Origin of the sequence: Saccharothrix variisporea, assembly GCF_003634995.1 — a bacterium.
Classification (GTDB): Bacteria; Actinomycetota; Actinomycetes; order Mycobacteriales; family Pseudonocardiaceae; genus Actinosynnema; species Actinosynnema variisporeum.
In genome coordinates this window covers 7,582,162-7,598,076 of sequence record NZ_RBXR01000001.1, presented here as the reverse complement: position 1 = coordinate 7,598,076, position 15,915 = coordinate 7,582,162, and the positions used below count along the sequence as shown (strand labels likewise).

The window sequence follows — 15,915 nt, the reverse complement described above, 5'->3', positions numbered from 1 at the left end:
AACGAAGGGAACGCGGGACCACGGCCACGTCCCCACCCAACACCCCACCGAGCCGCCGCACACCTAGCCCGCCCCGCCCTCGCCGCACCCGCTCGCCACCGAGCCCGCCCCGCCGAGCCGCCCCGCACTGACCCACCGCGCCGGGCATCGCCGCACCACCCTGCCGCCCAACCACGCCGCGCATCGCCCCGCCGCACCCGCCGAGCCGCCGCGTCCGCCCCTCGCCGCCGCACCCCGCACCGCCCCGCCGCGCCCGGTCGAGCCACCGCGCGCCCGCACCGCGCCCGACCGAACCGAACCGACCCGAGCCGAACCGCCGCCGTCGTCGGCCGCCGCTCCCCGCCCCCCGCCCCCGCTCCGACGCCCGCCCAGTCGCCGGAGCACGGGTCACGAGGTCGGCGCGGTGACGCGGAGGTCGGCGTTCCAGTCCGTGAAGGTGTGCGTGGTTTGCTGGAAGGGCTTGTCTTCCAGCGTCTTCATCGTCTGCTCGACCCGCATCGGCAGGTCCCCCGGCCCGACCCACACCGTCGCCGTCGCGGTGAAGCCGGCCTCGTAGGCCGCCATCAGCTGCGTCCGCCGGGTCGGGTCGGTGGTCTGTTCCGCCTGCACGCGCAAGTCCACCAGCAGCGTGTACCGCCGCGCGGCGACGCCGTCGACCGTGTCCTCCCGCGTCTCCACCAGCAACGCCCCCCGCAGGGACGCCACCACCGACCGCGGGTCCACCTCGTCGGCCAACGTCTCCACCGACGCACCCGACTTCACGGGTGTCCGATCTGTCCGGTTCAGCCGGGTCCAGTCGCCGCCCGACGAGCGCGTGTAGCCGGCGTCCGCGACGACCACCACGTCCACGGCGTCCTCGCGCAGGTTCAGCAACCGGGCGTCGTGCGCGCGGACCAGGTCGCCGGACTGGTGGACGCGGCGGCTGGACATGGTGGTCGACGACTCGAAGCGCACGGTGCCCTGTTCGGCCGACCGGTCGACCAGCGAGCGGACCAGGGTCACCGCGTCGGGTGCCGCCGGGCCGAGGGTCGGGGACGGCAGTGCTGTCCTGGTCGTGCACCCCGCCGACAGCACCAGGCACAGCAGCAACGGCACCAGGGACTTGCGCATGACTCCCCCACGAAACGGTGAACGCCCACCATCCTTGCGCACCCACCCCCGCCCCCGCGCGGGAACCGGGGAAGAGCACCGATCTGCGGAACCCCGAAGTCCTTCGATTACCGTGACGACCATGCCCCACGTGCTCTCGGTCAACACCGGCACCCGCATGGACTTCGACGCCGCCACCCTCGACCACACCGGTATCGCCAAGCGGCCCGTCGACGGAGCGGTGCACGTCCACGCACCCGACAGCGGCAGCGGCGTCGAGGGGGACTTCGTCGCGGACACCAAGAACCACGGCGGCGACCTCAAGGCCGTCTACGCCTACGCCCGCGAAGACCTGGACGAGTGGTCCGCCGAGCTGAACCGCGACCTCGCGCCCGGCCTGTTCGGCGAGAACCTGACCACGGTCGGCATGGACCTGACGAACGCGGTCCTCGGCGAGCGCTGGCGCATCGGCACGGCGTTGCTGCAGGTCACGACCCCGCGCATCCCGTGCTCGACGTTCGCCCGCGTGATGGAGCAGCAGGGCTGGGTGAAGACTTTCACCGCCAAGGCCACCCCGGGCGCGTACTTCCGCGTCCTCGAACCGGGCGCGATCGCCGCCGGGGACGAGGCGGTGCTGGTGGACCGCCCCGACCACGGCGTCACGATCGGGCTCGCCTTCCGCGCGGTCACGCTGGAACCGGAGCTGCTGCCCCGGCTGCTCGACGCGGGCGAGCACTTCCCGGAGAACCTGCGCAACCGGGTCGAGCGCCACTTGGCGACCAACCCGACCTAGACCGCGTCACGCCAGCGCGGACAGCTTCTCGAACTCCTCCTCGGTCAGCTCGATCGACCGGGCGGCGGTGTTCTCCTCCAGGTGCGCGATCGACGACGTGCCGGGGATCGGCAGGACGTTGGGCGCCCGGCGCAGCAGCCACGCCAGCGCCAGCTGCGCCGGGGTGGCGCCGTGGTCCTGGGCGGCCGAGTCGAGGACGCCGCCGGGGCGGGCGATGTCGCCGCTGGCCACCGGGAACCACGGGATGAACGCGATGCCCTGCTCGGTGGTGTAGTCCAGGACGGCCTCGTGCTGCCGGTTCGCCAGGTTGTAGAGGTTCTGCACGCTCACGATCGGCGCGACCGCCTGCGCCGCCTTGATCTGGTCGACGTCGACCTCGGACAGGCCGATGTGCCGGATCTTGCCCTCTTCCTGCAGCTTGCGCAGCTCGCCGACCTGGTCCTCCAGCGGGTAGTCGGGGTCGACGCGGTGCAGCTGGAACAGGTCGATGCGCTCGACGCCCAGCCGGCGCAGGCTCGCCTCGGCGGCGGCGCGCAGGTAGGCGGGCTTGCCCAGGATCGGCCACTCGCCGGGACCGGTGCGCAGCAGGCCCGCCTTGGTGGCGATCACCAGGTCGTCGGCGTACGGGTGCAGCGCCTGCTTGATCAACTCCTCGTTGACGTGCGGGCCGTACGAGTCGGCCGTGTCGATGAAGTTGATGCCCAGCTCGACGGCCCGGCGCAGCACGGCGATCGCGTTGTCGCGGTCGGCCGGGTACCCCCAGATGCCCTCGCCGGTCAGCCGCATGGCCCCGTAACCCAGGCGGTCGACGGTCAGGTCCCCACCGAGCGAGAAAGTCTCGGACACCTCAGGCGCTCCTCTAGTCAGGTGACGTTCACCCTCGCCAACCCGACGAAGTGCGCGCGTGTTCCCTCGTTTCGCGCACAGCGATACGCGGAATGAATCGACGGTCCCCCGTCCGGCGGGCATCGCGAATATGCTTCACGTTCCTAGGCTCGGCGGTCGAGACGATCGAGGAGCCCCTGATGAAGCGTCTGATCGCCGCAGTGACCCTGCTCCTGCCCCTGCTCGCCGGCACGGTCCAGACCGGCACCGCTCAGGCCGCCACGGCGACCGGCGGGACCGCCGTCGGTGTCCACAACGCCTACACCCGGCAGGCCGCGCCCTACCTGGTCGACGTGCTCGACAAGCGGCCGGGCCTGGTCGAGATCGACGTCTGGACCAACTTCCTCTTCAGCCGCGACTTCCAGGTCGGCCACGACCCGGGCAACGCCAACAACTGCGCCCGCGCGACCACCTACGCCGAGCTGCGCACCGGCACCCGCGACCAGAACCTCGCCGGCTGCCTGCGCAACATCCGCCTGTGGCACGACCGCAACCCCGACCACCCGCCGATCGTGCTCAAGGTCGAGTTCAAGAACGGCTTCGACGACCGGGGCGGGTACGGGCCCGACGAGTTCGACCGGGTCGTGGCCGGCACCCTCGGCGCCACCGCCGTCTTCGGCCCCGCCCAGCTCATCGGCACGCACCCGACCCTGGACGCCGCCGCCCGCGCCGGGGCGTGGCCGTCCCGTTCCGCCCTGACCGGCAAGTTCGTGATCCTCGCCGAGGTGGGCACCTTCGAAGCGCAAAACCCTTTCGACAACTACGACACCGACCTGGAGTACGCGGACCGGCTGATCTCCGCGCACGGCAACGGCACGCTCACCTCGGCGATGGCGTTCCCGGCCGTCAACGGGGCATCCCAGACGGACCCGCGCGTCGGCGACCGGGGCGGGAACCGGGCGGGGTGGTTCGTGGCGTTCGACGGCAGCGCGACCGCCTACGCGAGCTACCCCGGCGACTCCTACCTGGGCGGCCACTACCTGGTGGTGATGACCGACGCCCACGCGGTGCCGCCCGCGATCGACGCCCGCACGCCGCCCGTGGCCGACGCCCAAGCCCGCGTGCGGCTGCTCGCGGGCAAGGGCGCGACCATCGTGTCCAGCGACTGGGTCGACCCGGCGATCGTGGGCTACGCGGTCTGAGTCACCGGGTCTTGGCCACCAACGTGAGCACGTCGTACTTGGCGACCGACTCACCCTTCTGGTTGACGAGGTCCGCGTCCCAGCGGACCTCGCCGTACTCCTGGTCCTCGCGGGGCGTGATCTGCTTCGCGGTCAGGGTCACCGTCAGCTCGTCGCCCGGGAAGGTCGGGGTCAGGAAGCGGAGGTTCTCCAGGCCGTAGTTGGCCAGCACCGGCCCCGGCTCGGGCGAGACGAACAGGCCCGCCGCGAACGACACCACCAGGTACCCGTGCGCGACCCGCCCGCCGAAGAACGGGTTCGCCGCCGCCGCTTCCTCGTCCATGTGGGCGTAGAAGGTGTCGCCGGTGAAGGAGGCGAAGTGCTCGATGTCCTCCAGCGTCACCGTGCGCGGGCCGGCGGTCACCGAGTCGCCGATCTTCAGCTCCGCCAACGACTTCCGGAACGGGTGCTCGCCCTCGGTGGTGCGCTCGGCACCCGCGACCCAACGGCCCGAGACGGCGGTCAGCACGCGCGGGCTGGCCTGCACGGCGGTGCGCTGCATGTGGTGCAGGACGCCCCGGATGCCGCCCATCTCCTCGCCACCGCCGGCCCGACCCGGACCACCGTGCACGAGAGCGGGCAGCGGGGAACCGTGGCCGGTGGACTCCTTGGCGTCGTCCCGGTCCAGCACCAGCAGGCGGCCGTGCCACGGGGCCACACCCAGCACGACGTCCCGCGCGAAGTCGGCGTCGTACGTCACCACCGAGCCGACCAGGCTGCCCGCACCGCGCGCGGCCAGCTCCACGGCGTGCTCCACGCCGTCGTAGGGCAGCAGGGTCGACACCGGCCCGAACGCCTCGACCTCGTGCGGCTGGGCGCGGTCCGGGTCGGCCTTGAGCAGCACCGGCGACAGGAAGGCACCCCGGGAAGCGTCGGCGTCGACCACGTCCACGTGGTCCAGCGACCCGTACACGACGTCACCGGCCTCCAGCAACGCCTTGAGCGACCGCCGCACCTCTTCCCGCTGCTCCAGACCCGCCAACGCACCCATCCGCACGGACTCGTTGGCCGGGTTGCCGATCACGACCTTCGCCAGCCGCTCGCGGGCGGCCTCGGACACGGCGTCCAGCAGCGGAGCGGGGACCAGGGCGCGCCGGATCGCGGTGCACTTCTGGCCGGCCTTCACGGTCATCTCGCTGACCAGCTGCTTGACGAACAGGTCGAACTCGGGCGTCCCGGGCACGGCGTCCGGTCCGAGGATCGAGCAGTTCAACGAGTCGGCCTCGGCGTTGAACCGCACCGACGACCGGATCACGGACGGGTGCGTGCGCAGGTGCTGCGCGGTGGACGCGGAGCCGGTGAAGCCCACCAGGTCCTGCTCGGTGAGGTGGTCGAGCAGGTCGCCGGCGCTGCCGCAGACCAGCTGCACCGCGCCCTCGGGCAGCAGGCCCGAGCCCAGCATCAGCTCGACCAGCTTCTCGGTGATGTACGCGGTCTGCGAGGCGGGCTTGATCAGCGACGGGACGCCGGCGATGAACGCGGGCGCGAACTTCTCCAGCGGACCCCACATGGGGAAGTTGAAGGCGTTGATCTGCACGGCCACGCCCCGCAGCGGGGTGGCGATGTGCTGGCCCATGAACGTGCCGCCCCGGCTGAGCGGCTCGACGTTGCCGTCCACGAAGACCTTGTCGTTGGGCAGCTCGCGCTTGGCCTTGCTCGCGTAGCCGAACAGCACGCCGATGCCGCCGTCGACGTCGATCAGCGAGTCGGTCCTGGTCGCGCCGGAGCGGGCGGACAGCGCGTAGAGCTCGTCGCGGTGCTCGCGCAGGTGGGAGGCGAGGGCCTTGAGCAGCGCCGCGCGCTGGTGGAAGGTCAGCTCGCGCAGCGCGGGACCGCCGACGCGGCGGCCGTGGTCCAGGGCCGCCGCCATGTCGATGCCGGCGGACGAGATGCGGGTGATCTCCTCGCCGGTCACGGCGTCGTGCAGCGGCGCCCCCTCGGCGGACGGCGTGTGCCAGCGACCGGACACGTAGCTGCGGAGCATGGCCATCGGGTGTCGACCTCCTCGTCGGTGCCGGTGGGTGTCCCGGCCTAGCGACAGTAAAGCGCCCGTACTTTCATCGTGACTTGATTAAAGGTCATGCAGTAACTTCGGGCCACGCCGCTGCACCGAAAGGCCGCCTTTGTCCACAGGAGGATCAGTGTCGATGAGGACACGAGTGCTGGTCAGCGCGGTCGCGCTGGCCCTGGGAGGGCTCGCCGCGCCCCCGGCTTCGGCCGCTCCGGCCGACGTGACGCCCCTCGCGGTGACGTTCGCCGACGAGTTCAACGGCCCCGCGGGCACCCGCGTGGACGGCAGCAAGTGGAACACCGAGGTCGGCGACAACGGCGGCAACAACCGCGAGCACCAGTACTACACGACCTCGGCGTCCAACGCGGCGCTCGACGGCGCGGGCAACCTCGTCATCACCGCCCGCAAGGAGAACCCGGCCAACTACAACTGCTGGTACGGCCGCTGCCTCTACACCTCCGCCCGGATCAACACCTCCGCCAAGTTCAGCACGACCTACGGCCGCGTCGAGGCGCGCATGAAGATGCCGCGCGGCAAGGGCATGTGGCCGGCGTTCTGGATGCTGGGGCAGGACATCGGGTCGGTCGGGTGGCCCAACAGCGGCGAGATCGACATCATGGAGTTCCTGGGGCACCAGCAGAACACCGTCTACGGCACCATCCACGGCCCCGGGTACTCCGGTGCCGGCGGCATCGGCATGGCCTACAACGGACCGAACTTCGCCGACGGGTTCCACACCTTCGCGATCGACTGGACGCCGCAGGGCATCGCGTGGTCCGTGGACGGGTACGTCTACCAGCGCCGCACGCCCGCCGACGTGGGCGGCAACCAGTGGGTGTTCAACAAGCCGTTCTTCATCATCCTCAACCTGGCGGTCGGCGGCGAGTGGCCGGGCTACCCGGACGCGTCCACGGTGTTCCCGCAGCAGTTCGTGATCGACTACGTACGGGTGTCCACTTCGGACTCTTCGGGCGGCGGGCGGATCACCGGCGTGGGCGGGAAGTGCGTGGACGTGGCCGGTGCTGGGACTGCGAACGGCACCGCGGTCCAGCTGTGGGACTGCAACGGCACGGCCGCGCAGCAGTGGACGCGTCCCGGTGACGGCACGATCCGCGCCCTCGGCAAGTGCCTGGACGCGGCGGGCGGCGGCACGGCGGACGGGACGTTGGTGCAGTTGTGGGACTGCAACGGGACCGGGGCGCAGAAGTGGGCCGTGAGCGGGGCGAACGACATCGTGAACATCCAGGCGAACAAGTGCCTGGACGCGCAGAACGCCTCCTCCGCCAACGGGACCCGGTTGCAGCTGTGGACGTGCACCGGCGGTGCCAACCAGAAGTGGACTGTTGCGGCATGATCGGTGGATGCATGAACTGATCCGCGCCGAGGCCGCGACCGCCGAACGGGACAGAGCGCTGACCGCGGCGGTGGTCGCGGCACTGGTCGAGGCGGGTGCGACGCGCATGCTCGCGCCCGCCTCGCTCGGCGGAGGGGAGATGGACCTGCCGTCGTGGCTGGTGGCGGTGGAGGACCTGGCCCGTGCGGACGGGTCCACCGGGTGGACGGCCATGACGACCAGCGCGACCTCGGCGTTGGCGTGGTACCTGCCGCCTGATGGTGCTGCGGAGGTGTTCGGGTCGCCCACGTCCGTGGTCGCCGGGACCGCCGCGCCGCTGGGGCGTGGCTCGTCGGTCGAGGGCGGGTACCGGGTCACCGGGCGGTGGGGGTGGGGCAGTGCGGTGCCGTTGTGCACGTGGGTCGCTGGTGGTGCGGTGACGCCGGACGGGCCGCGGTTCGTGCTGTTCCCCCGGTCGGCGGTGACCGTGCACGACACGTGGGACGCGGCCGGGTTGCGGGCGACTGCGTCGCACGAGTGGGAGGTGTCCGAGGAGTTCGTGCCCGCGCGTCGGGCGGTGTGGCCGGCTGCCGCCGTCGTCGATGCGCCGATGGCCCGGTTCCCGTTCATCGCCTTCCTGGCGTTGGGGGTTGCCGCGGTCGGGTTGGGGATCGCGGCGCGGGCGGTCGAGGAGGCGGCGGCGTTGGCGGTGGTGAAGACGCCGCAGTACACGTCGTCGGTGCTGGCTTCGCAGGCGTCCGCGCAGATCGACCTGGCTTCGGCCGAGGCCAGGTTGTCCGCCGCACGGGCTTTCCTGCACACCGAGACGGCGGCGCGGTGGGCTGCTGCCGTGTCCGGTGCTCCTACTTCCGACCTCGACCGGGCCAGGTTGCGCCTGGCCTGCTCGCACGCCGCCGCGGAGGCCGCTTCCGTGACCAGGTTGGCGTTCGACTTGGGCGGGGGTAGTGGGGTGTTCGCCGACTCGCCTTTGCAGCGGTGCTTGCGGGACGCGCACGTGGCGGCACAGCACGGGTTGGTGTCGCGGCGGTTGTTCGAGACTTACGGGGCCGTCCGGTTGGGCGTGGCCACCGACACCTCACGGCTGTGACCTTGGTTTGTGACCTTGTGCTGTGACGTTGACCTGTCGGAATCCGCTTCGCGTTTCTGGCGTTGTTCTCTTCCGTGAAGCTTTCGGTGTTGGACAGGTCGCGCACCCGGACCGGGGTCGGTCACGCCGAGGCGCTGCGGGAGACCGTGGAGTTCGCGCGGTCGGTGGAGGCGCTGGGGTACCACCGGTTCTGGGTGTCGGAGCACCACGGGGTGCCCGGGGTGGCCGGTTCCGCGCCGACCGTGCTGGCGGCGGCCGTGGCCGGGGCGACGACGCGGATCCGGGTGGGGACGGGCGGGGTGATGCTGCCCAACCACCGGCCGCTGGTGGTGGCCGAGCAGTTCGGGGTGTTGGACGCGCTGTTCCCGGGCCGGATCGACATGGGCCTGGGCCGGTCGGTGGGCTTCACGCAACCGGTCCGGCGGGCGCTGGGCCAGTCCGACGCGACCGACTTCGACGCCCAACTGGACGAACTCCTGTCCTACTTCACCGACACCGCCCGGGTCCGGGCCTACCCGGCGGTCGGCCGGCACGTCCCGGCTTTCGTGCTGGCGACCGGCGCGGGCGCGGGGGTGGCAGCGGCACACGGCCTGCCGCTGGTGATCGGCGCTTTCCGCGGCGAGGAGGCGATGCTGGAGGCCATCTCGACGTACCGCTCGACTTTCCGACCTTCTTCGTGGTCGTCGTCGCCGTACGTGGTCGTGTCGACCGCCGTGGCCGTCGCCGACACCACCGAGGACGCGTGGCGCTTGTTGGTGCCCGAGGCGTGGTCGATGGCGTACTCGCGGACGCACGGCGAGTTTCCCGCTTTGCGCGCTCCGGAGGAGATCCTGGCCGCGGAGATGCGGCCGAGGGAGCGGCAGTACTTCGAGGAGTCCTTGCGGGGGCAGCTGTACGGGACGCCGACCGAGGTCCGGAAGGCCGTGGAGGAACTGCGGGCGCGGACGGGGGCGGACGAGCTGCTGGTGACGACGAGCACCTTCGACCGAACGGCCCTGCTCGCCTCCTACCGCCACCTGGCCACCCTGTTCCCGGCCCACCCCTGACGGCCGGCGGCGGCGGTCCGCGGCAGGGGGGTGGGGCGGTCGCAGCAGCGGGGCGGGCAGCAGCGGAGGGCCCGGGCACGCAGCGGCGGCGGCGGAGGGCGCGGGCGGGCAGCGGCAGGCAGCGGGGTGCGGGCGGCGGCAGGCAGCGGGGCACGGGCGGCGGCGAGGCCGGTCCGGCGGCGGGCAGCGGGGTGCGGCGCGGTCGGTCCGGGCGCAGGCGGGCGTGGCGACGGCGGCAGACGGGCGGGCCAGCGTGGCGGGCGGGCCAGCGTGGCGGGGGTGGCAGCGGGCGGGAGCGGCGGCGGGCGTCGGCTGGGTGGGGCTTGGCGGGGGTGGTGGTGTGTGGGGTGCCGTGCCCCGGGTGACCGCTTCCTTCTACGGGACGCGCGAGTCCGCGGAAAGTCGCGGATCTTGCATGTCACACGATCGGGTGATCCGCCCGATCAGCGCCCACACCCCACCCTACCAGCACTTCCTCAATGATCCCGCTGCTGCTCCGCCAAGAACCGCTCGAACTCCGCCCCCAGCTCGTCCGCGCTCGGCAACGGCTCGTCCGACGCTACCAGCAGGTTCTCCGACGCCTCCGCGAAAGCGTCGTACTGCCGCTCCAGCGCCGCCACCACCTGGGCGACCTCCTCCGACTCCGCCACCTGCCGTGCGATCTCGGCGTCGGTCCGCCGGGCCGACTCGTGCAGCTGCGCCGCCTGGATGACCAAGCCCGTGGACTTGGTCACGGCCTCCAGCAGGTTCAGCGCGGCCGTGGGGTACGTGCCCTGGGCCAGGTAGTGCGGCACGTACGCGGCGAAGCCCAGGGCGTCGTGGCCGGACTCGCCCAGGCGCAGCTCCAGCAGGGCCGCCAGGTTCCCGGGCACCTGGACGCGGCTGAACGGCGACTTCTCGGTGATCAGGTCGGGCCGGGTGGCGTGGGAGATGACCGCGAGCTTCCTCGTGTGCGGCACGCCCATCGGGATGCCGTGGAAGCTCACCGCCAGGCGCACGCCCCACCGGTCGATCAGGGCCCGCACCGCCTCGACGACGCCCTCCCACCGGCGGTCCGGTTCGGGGCCGGTGAGCAGGAGGAACGGGGTGCCGACCGCGTCGTGCAGCAGGTACACCACCAACTCCGGCTTGGCGTAGGACTCCCAGCGGTCGGTGTCGAAGGTCATCACCGGGCGCCTGGCCCGGTAGTCGATGAGGTCGTCTACGTCGAAGCGGGCGACCACGCGGTGCTCGTGCACCGACAGCAGGTGTTCGACCAGCGCCGTGCCCGCGCCGCCGGCGTCCATGAAGCCGTCGAAGTGGTGCAGCAGCACCGCTCCGCTCAGGTCCGGGACGTCGGAGTCGACCTCGAACAGCTCCTCCGGGTCCTGCGCCACCTCGTGCCTCCCTCACTCGGGTCCTACTCACCCGTCCAACGCCGGACGCCCGCTGATCCATTCCCCGATCCCGTCGAGCATCCGCGCCAGACCGAACTCGAACAGCGTCCGCAGCTCCATGTCGACCTCCGTCCCCAGCAGGCGGGCGAACATCGGGAACCGCCCCGACGACGCCAGGGACGCCAGTGCCGCGGACTGCCGGTCCATCCACTCGTCGTTGGTGATGCCGGTGTGCTGGCGCTGCTCGGCCTCGTGCTCGAGGTTCACCGCGATGCCCCGCACGAAACCGAACAAGGTCACGGCCGTCTGCAGCGCTTCCTCCACCGACAGGCCGTGCCCGTCCAGCGCCTGCATGATCCACTCGGTGTGGGCGACGGCGTTGGGCAGCACGGTCGGCCGGGTCATGGAGATCGCGCCGGCCAGCCACGGGTGGCGGCTGAACATGTCCCACTGCACCCGCGCCACCGCCTCCAGCCGCTCCCGCCAGCCGCCGGTCGCCTCGGGCGGCGGCGACGCGACGAACACGCTGTCGATCATGCGCAGGACCAGCTCGTCCTTGCCGGGCACGTGCCGGTACAGCGACATCGCCGCCACGCCGAGCCCCGCCGCGACCCGGCGCATCGACAACGCCCCCAAGCCTTCCGCGTCGGCGATGGCCAAGGCGGCACGGACCACCGCATCGGCCGTGAGGTCGTCCTTCACCGCCGGATTGACAGGAGTCGGGGAAGAGACCACCGTGCCGACGCCGGCCACGGCGTGCACCAACCCCTCCTCGCGCAACGAAGCCAGCACCTTGGTGGCCGTGGCCATCGCCACACCCCACCGGGCGGTGATCTCCCGCGTGGACGGCACCCGGTCACCGGGCCTCAGCTCGCCCCGCGCGATGCGCTGCTTGATCTCGCCCGCGATCCGTTCGTACACCACGACCCAACCTCCCGCACTAGTGCACCACCCTAGTGCACTAGTGCACCAAATAGCAATTGACCTGCTAGTGCACCCATGTACGCTGTACGCATGAACACCGTACTGATCTCCGGAGCGAGCATCGCCGGCCCCGCGCTCGCCCACTGGCTGCGCCACCACGGCCTCACCCCGACCGTCGTCGAGCGCGCCCCCGCGCCCCGCCCCGGCGGCCAGGCCGTCGACGTCCGGGGCACCGCCCGCGAGGTCGTGGCCCGCATGGGCGTCCTGGACCGGGTCCGCGCGGCGCACACCGGGGCGCGCGGGATGTCGTTCGTCAACGCCGAGGGCAAGCGGACCTCGACCATGGCCGCCGACACGATGGGCGACTCCGGTGGCGTCATCGCCGAGATCGAGATCCTGCGCGGCGACCTGGTCCGGATCCTCCACGACCACACGAGGAACGACGTCGAATACCTCTTCGACGACACCATCACCTCGCTGACCGAGACCGCGACCGGCGTCGAGGTGACCTTCGAAAAGCACCCGCCGCGCACGTTCGACCTGGTCATCGGCGCGGACGGCCTGCACTCCAAGGTCCGCTCGCTGACCTTCGGGCCCGAGGAGCAGTTCACCCACGACATGGGCGCCTACACCGCGATCTTCAGCACCACCCAGACCGAGGACCTCGACGGCTGGATGCTCATGCACACCGTCCCCGGCCGCGCGGCGGGCATCTACCCGACCCCGGACGGCCGCGCGAAGGCCATGTTCACGTTCAAGTCCCCGGTCGTCCCCCACGACCGCCGCGACGACGCCTTCCAACGCGACCTGATCACCAAGACCTACCGCAACGACGGCTGGGAGGTGCCCCGCCTGCTGCGAGACCTGCACACCGCCGACGACTTCTACTTCGACCGCCTGTGCCAGGTCCGCCTGGACTCCTGGTCCCGCGGCCGGGTCGCGCTGCTGGGCGACGCCGCCTTCTGCGCCTCCCCGCTGGCGGGCAACGGCACCAGCATGGCGCTCGTCGGTGCGTACCTGCTGGCCGGCGAACTGGCCACCGCGCCCGACCACACCACGGCGTTCCGCCGCTACGAGGAGCGGATGCGGGAGTACGTCGACAAGTGCCAGAAGTTCGCGCTGGGCGGGGTCGACGGGCTGCTGCCCAAGAGCCGCATGTTCATCCGCATGCGCGACCTGACCCTGCGGATCGTCCCGCACATCCCGGGCGGCACCAAGATCTTCGGCGACCTCCAGAAGATCGCGAACACCGTGACGCTGCCGGACTACCGGCGGGTCCACGAAATGCCTTGACCTCCACCCAACTCCAGGTCTTACGTTCGGCGGCATGGACATGGAAGTCACCGCGTGGATGTCGCTGTACCACATGACCAACGCGCAGAACGACAAGAAGCCGTTCTCCAAGGCCACCCTCAAGCGCATCTGGTCCTTCGCCCGGCCCCACCAGGCCCGGCTCACGCAGTACCTCGTGGTCAGCGTCGTCGTGGCGGTGCTCGCGGTCGTGACGCCCGTGCTGGCCGGGCGGATCGTGGACGCGATCGTGCACGGCTCGTCCTACGAGGTCGTCCTGGGCCTGGCCGTGCTCATCGCGGGCATCGCGGTCGCGGAGGCAGGGCTGGGGCTGCTCTCCCGGTGGCTGTCGGCGAGCATCGGCGAGGACCTGATCCTCGACCTGCGGACCACCGTGTTCGACCACGTCCAGCGCATGCCGGTCGCGTTCTTCACGCGGACGCGGACCGGCGCGCTGGTGTCCCGGCTGAACAACGACGTCATCGGCGCGCAGCGGGCGTTCAGCGACACGTTGTCCAGCGTCGTCGGCAACATCGTCACGCTGGCCCTGACGCTGGCGGTGATGGTCAGCCTGTCGTGGCAGATCACCTTGCTAGCGTTGATCCTCCTGCCGGTGTTCGTGCTGCCGGCCCGCCGGATGGGCACCCGCCTGGCCCGGCTGGAGCGCGAGGCCGCGAACCACAACGCCACCATGAGCACGCAGATGACCGAGCGGTTCTCCGCGCCCGGCGCCACGCTGGTCAAGCTGTTCGGGCAGCCCGCCCGGGAGTCCGCGGAGTTCGCGGTGCGGGCGCGGCGGGTGCGGGACATCGGGGTGCGCTCGGCGATGGTGCAGACGGTGTTCCTCACCGCGCTCACGCTGGTGTCCGCGCTGGCGTTGGCGCTGGTCTACGGGCTGGGCGGGTTCTACGCGCTGCGCGGTGAGCTGGACCCCGGTTCGGTGGTGGCGCTGGCCCTGCTGCTGACCAGGTTGTACGCGCCGCTGACCGCCCTGGCCAGCGCGCGGGTCGAGGTGATGAGCGCGCTGGTCAGCTTCGAGCGGGTGTTCGAGGTGCTCGACCTCAAGCCGCTGATCCAGGAGAAGCCGGACGCGCGGACCGTGCCGGACGGGCCGGTGTCGGTCGAGTTCGACGGGGTCGGGTTCGCCTACCCGTCGGCGGACAAGGTGTCCCTGGCGTCGCTGGAGGAGGTCGCCGTGCTGGACACGCGCGGCGGGGTGGACGTCCTGCACGACGTGTCCTTCCGCGCCGAACCGGGGCAACTGGTGGCGCTGGTCGGGTCGTCGGGCGCGGGCAAGTCCACCATCGCCTCGCTGCTGCCGCGCCTGTACGACGTGGACCGGGGTGCGGTGCGACTGTCCGGTGTGGACGTTCGTGACCTGTCGCTGTCGTCGATCCGGGACACCCTGGGCATGGTGACCCAGGACGGCCACCTGTTCCACGAGTCGATCCGGGAGAACCTGCTGCTCGCGCGACCGGAGGCGACCGAGGAGGAGGTGTGGGACGTGCTGCGCCGGGCACGGCTGGCCGACCTGGTCGAATCCCTCCCGGACGGCCTGGACACGGTGGTCGGCGAGCGCGGCTACCGGCTGTCCGGCGGCGAGCGCCAGCGCCTGACCATCGCGCGGCTGCTGCTGGCCCGGCAGCGGGTGGTCATCCTGGACGAGGCCACCGCCCACCTCGACTCGACGTCGGAGGCGGCGGTGCAGGCGGCACTGGCGGAGGCGTTGGAGGGCCGCACGGCGGTCGTCATCGCGCACCGCCTGTCCACGATCCGCGCCGCCGACCTGATCCTGGTGGTGGAGGGCGGCCGGATCGTGGAACGCGGCACGCACGCCGACCTCCTCGCCGCCGGCGGCCGGTACGAGGAGCTGTACCGCACTCAGTTCGCGGAGGAGGCCTCGGTGTCCTGACCCGGCAGGGTCGTCGCGGCGCGCAGGTCGTCGGCCTGCGCGTCTTCCGGGTCCAGGGCGTTGAGCGCGGCGACGATCTTGCGCTCCTCGTAGGTGAAGTGCGTCTCCAGCAACGCGGCCACGGTGTCCACTTCGGACGCGACGGTGGCCGGGTCGGGGTTCTCCAGCACCTCCGCGAGCCGGTTCAGCCCGGCCACGATGATCCGGTGGTCGGCAACCAACTCCTCGACGACCGGCGCCAACTCCGGGTGGTGCGCGGTGAGGACCGGGAAGCCCCGGCCGTCCTCGGCGGTGTGGTGGTAGGTGATCGCGCCGCAGAACGCCAGGCAGTGCGCGCGCAGGTCCACCAGGCGGTCGCCGTCGAGCCACGCGTCGAGGTCGTCGCGCAGGTCGGCCAGCTGCTCGCGCAGCGCGATGTGGGTCCGGACGAGCTGGTTGCCGAACGCGACGAGCCGGTCGGTCACGCCAGGCCCTCGAAGTAGGCCTTCTGGGCCGGGTAGTAGTCGTCGAAGGTCGGCCTGGGCGTCCCCGCGCGGGAGGCGACCAGCATGTCCAGGTAGTACTCCCACCCCGGGCCGATCTCGCCGATGCCCTCGGTGTTCTTCAGGTGGTGCACCAGCTTCAGCTCGGTCTCACCGTCCACTTCGGACAGCAGGAGCTCCAGCCGCCAGGTGCCGTAGTCGTCGATGGTCGACACGGCCAGGCGCAGGGGCGCGGCGCACGCGTCGATGTGGGCCTCCATCCACGGCTGCCCCTCCTCGAACGCCATCTGCACCTTGATCCGGCGGCCCGGCGCGGCGTCGCCCTCCCAGGGGCCGAACCAGAGCGCGGTGCGGTCGGGTTCGGTGACGCTCGCCCACACGTCCTCGACGTGCGCGCGGAACCTCCGGGTCACCACCAGGTCCACACCCTCGGGCGCGGGGACCAGCTTGGCGGTCGGTAACGGGGTCATGCCGTCCTCTCTCTC

The 15,915-nt window shown here is 71.7% G+C and carries 14 protein-coding genes; 7 read left to right on the top strand and 7 right to left on the bottom strand.

Going from position 1 to position 15,915, the window contains the following annotated elements; all coding sequences use genetic code 11:
• Window positions 1-387: 387 nt before the first annotated feature.
• A complete protein-coding gene (locus DFJ66_RS34785) occupies window positions 388-1,110 on the bottom strand; it encodes a hypothetical protein (RefSeq protein ID WP_121227699.1) in 723 nt (240 codons plus the stop codon).
• A gap of 121 nt (window positions 1,111-1,231) precedes the next feature.
• On the opposite strand from DFJ66_RS34785, the gene DFJ66_RS34780 reads away from it, so the two are divergent.
• On the top strand, window positions 1,232-1,882 hold the full coding sequence (locus DFJ66_RS34780) for an MOSC domain-containing protein (protein WP_121232175.1): 651 nt from the start codon (window positions 1,232-1,234) through the stop codon (window positions 1,880-1,882).
• A 6-nt stretch (window positions 1,883-1,888) separates the two neighbouring features.
• On the opposite strand, the gene DFJ66_RS34775 is transcribed toward DFJ66_RS34780, so the two are convergent.
• The gene (locus DFJ66_RS34775) at window positions 1,889-2,728 is read right to left on the bottom strand and encodes an aldo/keto reductase (protein ID WP_246030020.1); all 840 of its coding nucleotides are present in this window, start codon (window positions 2,726-2,728) and stop codon (window positions 1,889-1,891) included.
• A gap of 179 nt (window positions 2,729-2,907) precedes the next feature.
• Here DFJ66_RS34775 and DFJ66_RS34770 point away from each other — a divergent pair, with 179 nt between their 5' ends.
• Complete coding sequence (locus tag DFJ66_RS34770; RefSeq protein WP_121227695.1) at window positions 2,908-3,909, top strand: Ca2+-dependent phosphoinositide-specific phospholipase C; 1,002 nt, start codon at window positions 2,908-2,910, stop codon at window positions 3,907-3,909.
• Window position 3,910: 1 nt separating this feature from the next.
• Here DFJ66_RS34770 and paaZ read toward each other — a convergent pair whose 3' ends face one another.
• A complete protein-coding gene (gene paaZ, locus DFJ66_RS34765; RefSeq protein ID WP_121227693.1) occupies window positions 3,911-5,938 on the bottom strand; it encodes a phenylacetic acid degradation bifunctional protein PaaZ in 2,028 nt (675 codons plus the stop codon).
• 157 nt (window positions 5,939-6,095) lie between these two features.
• Between paaZ and DFJ66_RS34760 the strand changes: the two genes are divergently transcribed.
• From DFJ66_RS34760 to DFJ66_RS34750, 3 genes are all read left to right on the top strand, one after another.
• Window positions 6,096-7,313, top strand: coding sequence for a glycoside hydrolase family 16 protein (locus DFJ66_RS34760; RefSeq protein ID WP_121227691.1), 1,218 nt, complete (start codon window positions 6,096-6,098; stop codon window positions 7,311-7,313).
• A gap of 7 nt (window positions 7,314-7,320) precedes the next feature.
• Entirely contained in the window at window positions 7,321-8,400 is a 1,080-nt protein-coding gene (locus DFJ66_RS34755; protein WP_121227689.1) for an acyl-CoA dehydrogenase family protein, read from the top strand.
• Between the two features lie 74 nt (window positions 8,401-8,474).
• Window positions 8,475-9,446, top strand: a complete 972-nt coding sequence (locus DFJ66_RS34750) for an MsnO8 family LLM class oxidoreductase (RefSeq protein WP_121227687.1) — start codon at window positions 8,475-8,477, stop codon at window positions 9,444-9,446.
• A 476-nt stretch (window positions 9,447-9,922) separates the two neighbouring features.
• Here the strand turns inward: DFJ66_RS34750 and DFJ66_RS34745 are convergent, their stop codons facing one another.
• Both DFJ66_RS34745 and DFJ66_RS34740 read right to left on the bottom strand, forming a co-directional pair.
• Window positions 9,923-10,822, bottom strand: a complete 900-nt coding sequence (locus DFJ66_RS34745) for a proteasome assembly chaperone family protein (RefSeq protein ID WP_121227685.1) — start codon at window positions 10,820-10,822, stop codon at window positions 9,923-9,925.
• Window positions 10,823-10,849: 27 nt separating this feature from the next.
• Window positions 10,850-11,746, bottom strand: a complete 897-nt coding sequence (locus DFJ66_RS34740; protein WP_121227682.1) for a TetR/AcrR family transcriptional regulator C-terminal domain-containing protein — start codon at window positions 11,744-11,746, stop codon at window positions 10,850-10,852.
• A gap of 90 nt (window positions 11,747-11,836) precedes the next feature.
• Between DFJ66_RS34740 and DFJ66_RS34735 the strand changes: the two genes are divergently transcribed.
• Complete coding sequence (locus DFJ66_RS34735; protein WP_121227680.1) at window positions 11,837-13,039, top strand: FAD-dependent monooxygenase; 1,203 nt, start codon at window positions 11,837-11,839, stop codon at window positions 13,037-13,039.
• Between the two features lie 34 nt (window positions 13,040-13,073).
• Entirely contained in the window at window positions 13,074-14,948 is a 1,875-nt protein-coding gene (locus DFJ66_RS34730) for an ABC transporter ATP-binding protein (protein WP_121227678.1), read from the top strand.
• Here DFJ66_RS34730 and DFJ66_RS34725 read toward each other — a convergent pair.
• Together DFJ66_RS34725 and DFJ66_RS34720 are read right to left on the bottom strand one after the other, a co-directional pair.
• Window positions 14,918-15,412 (bottom strand): hemerythrin domain-containing protein, encoded by a 495-nt coding sequence (locus tag DFJ66_RS34725; RefSeq protein WP_121227676.1) that lies wholly within the window; start codon window positions 15,410-15,412, stop codon window positions 14,918-14,920. The genes DFJ66_RS34730 and DFJ66_RS34725 overlap by 31 nt on opposite strands.
• The gene (locus tag DFJ66_RS34720; RefSeq protein ID WP_121227674.1) at window positions 15,409-15,900 is read right to left on the bottom strand and encodes an SRPBCC family protein; all 492 of its coding nucleotides are present in this window, start codon (window positions 15,898-15,900) and stop codon (window positions 15,409-15,411) included. The genes DFJ66_RS34725 and DFJ66_RS34720 overlap by 4 nt, the downstream gene beginning before the upstream one ends.
• Between the last annotated feature and the right edge of the window lie 15 nt (window positions 15,901-15,915).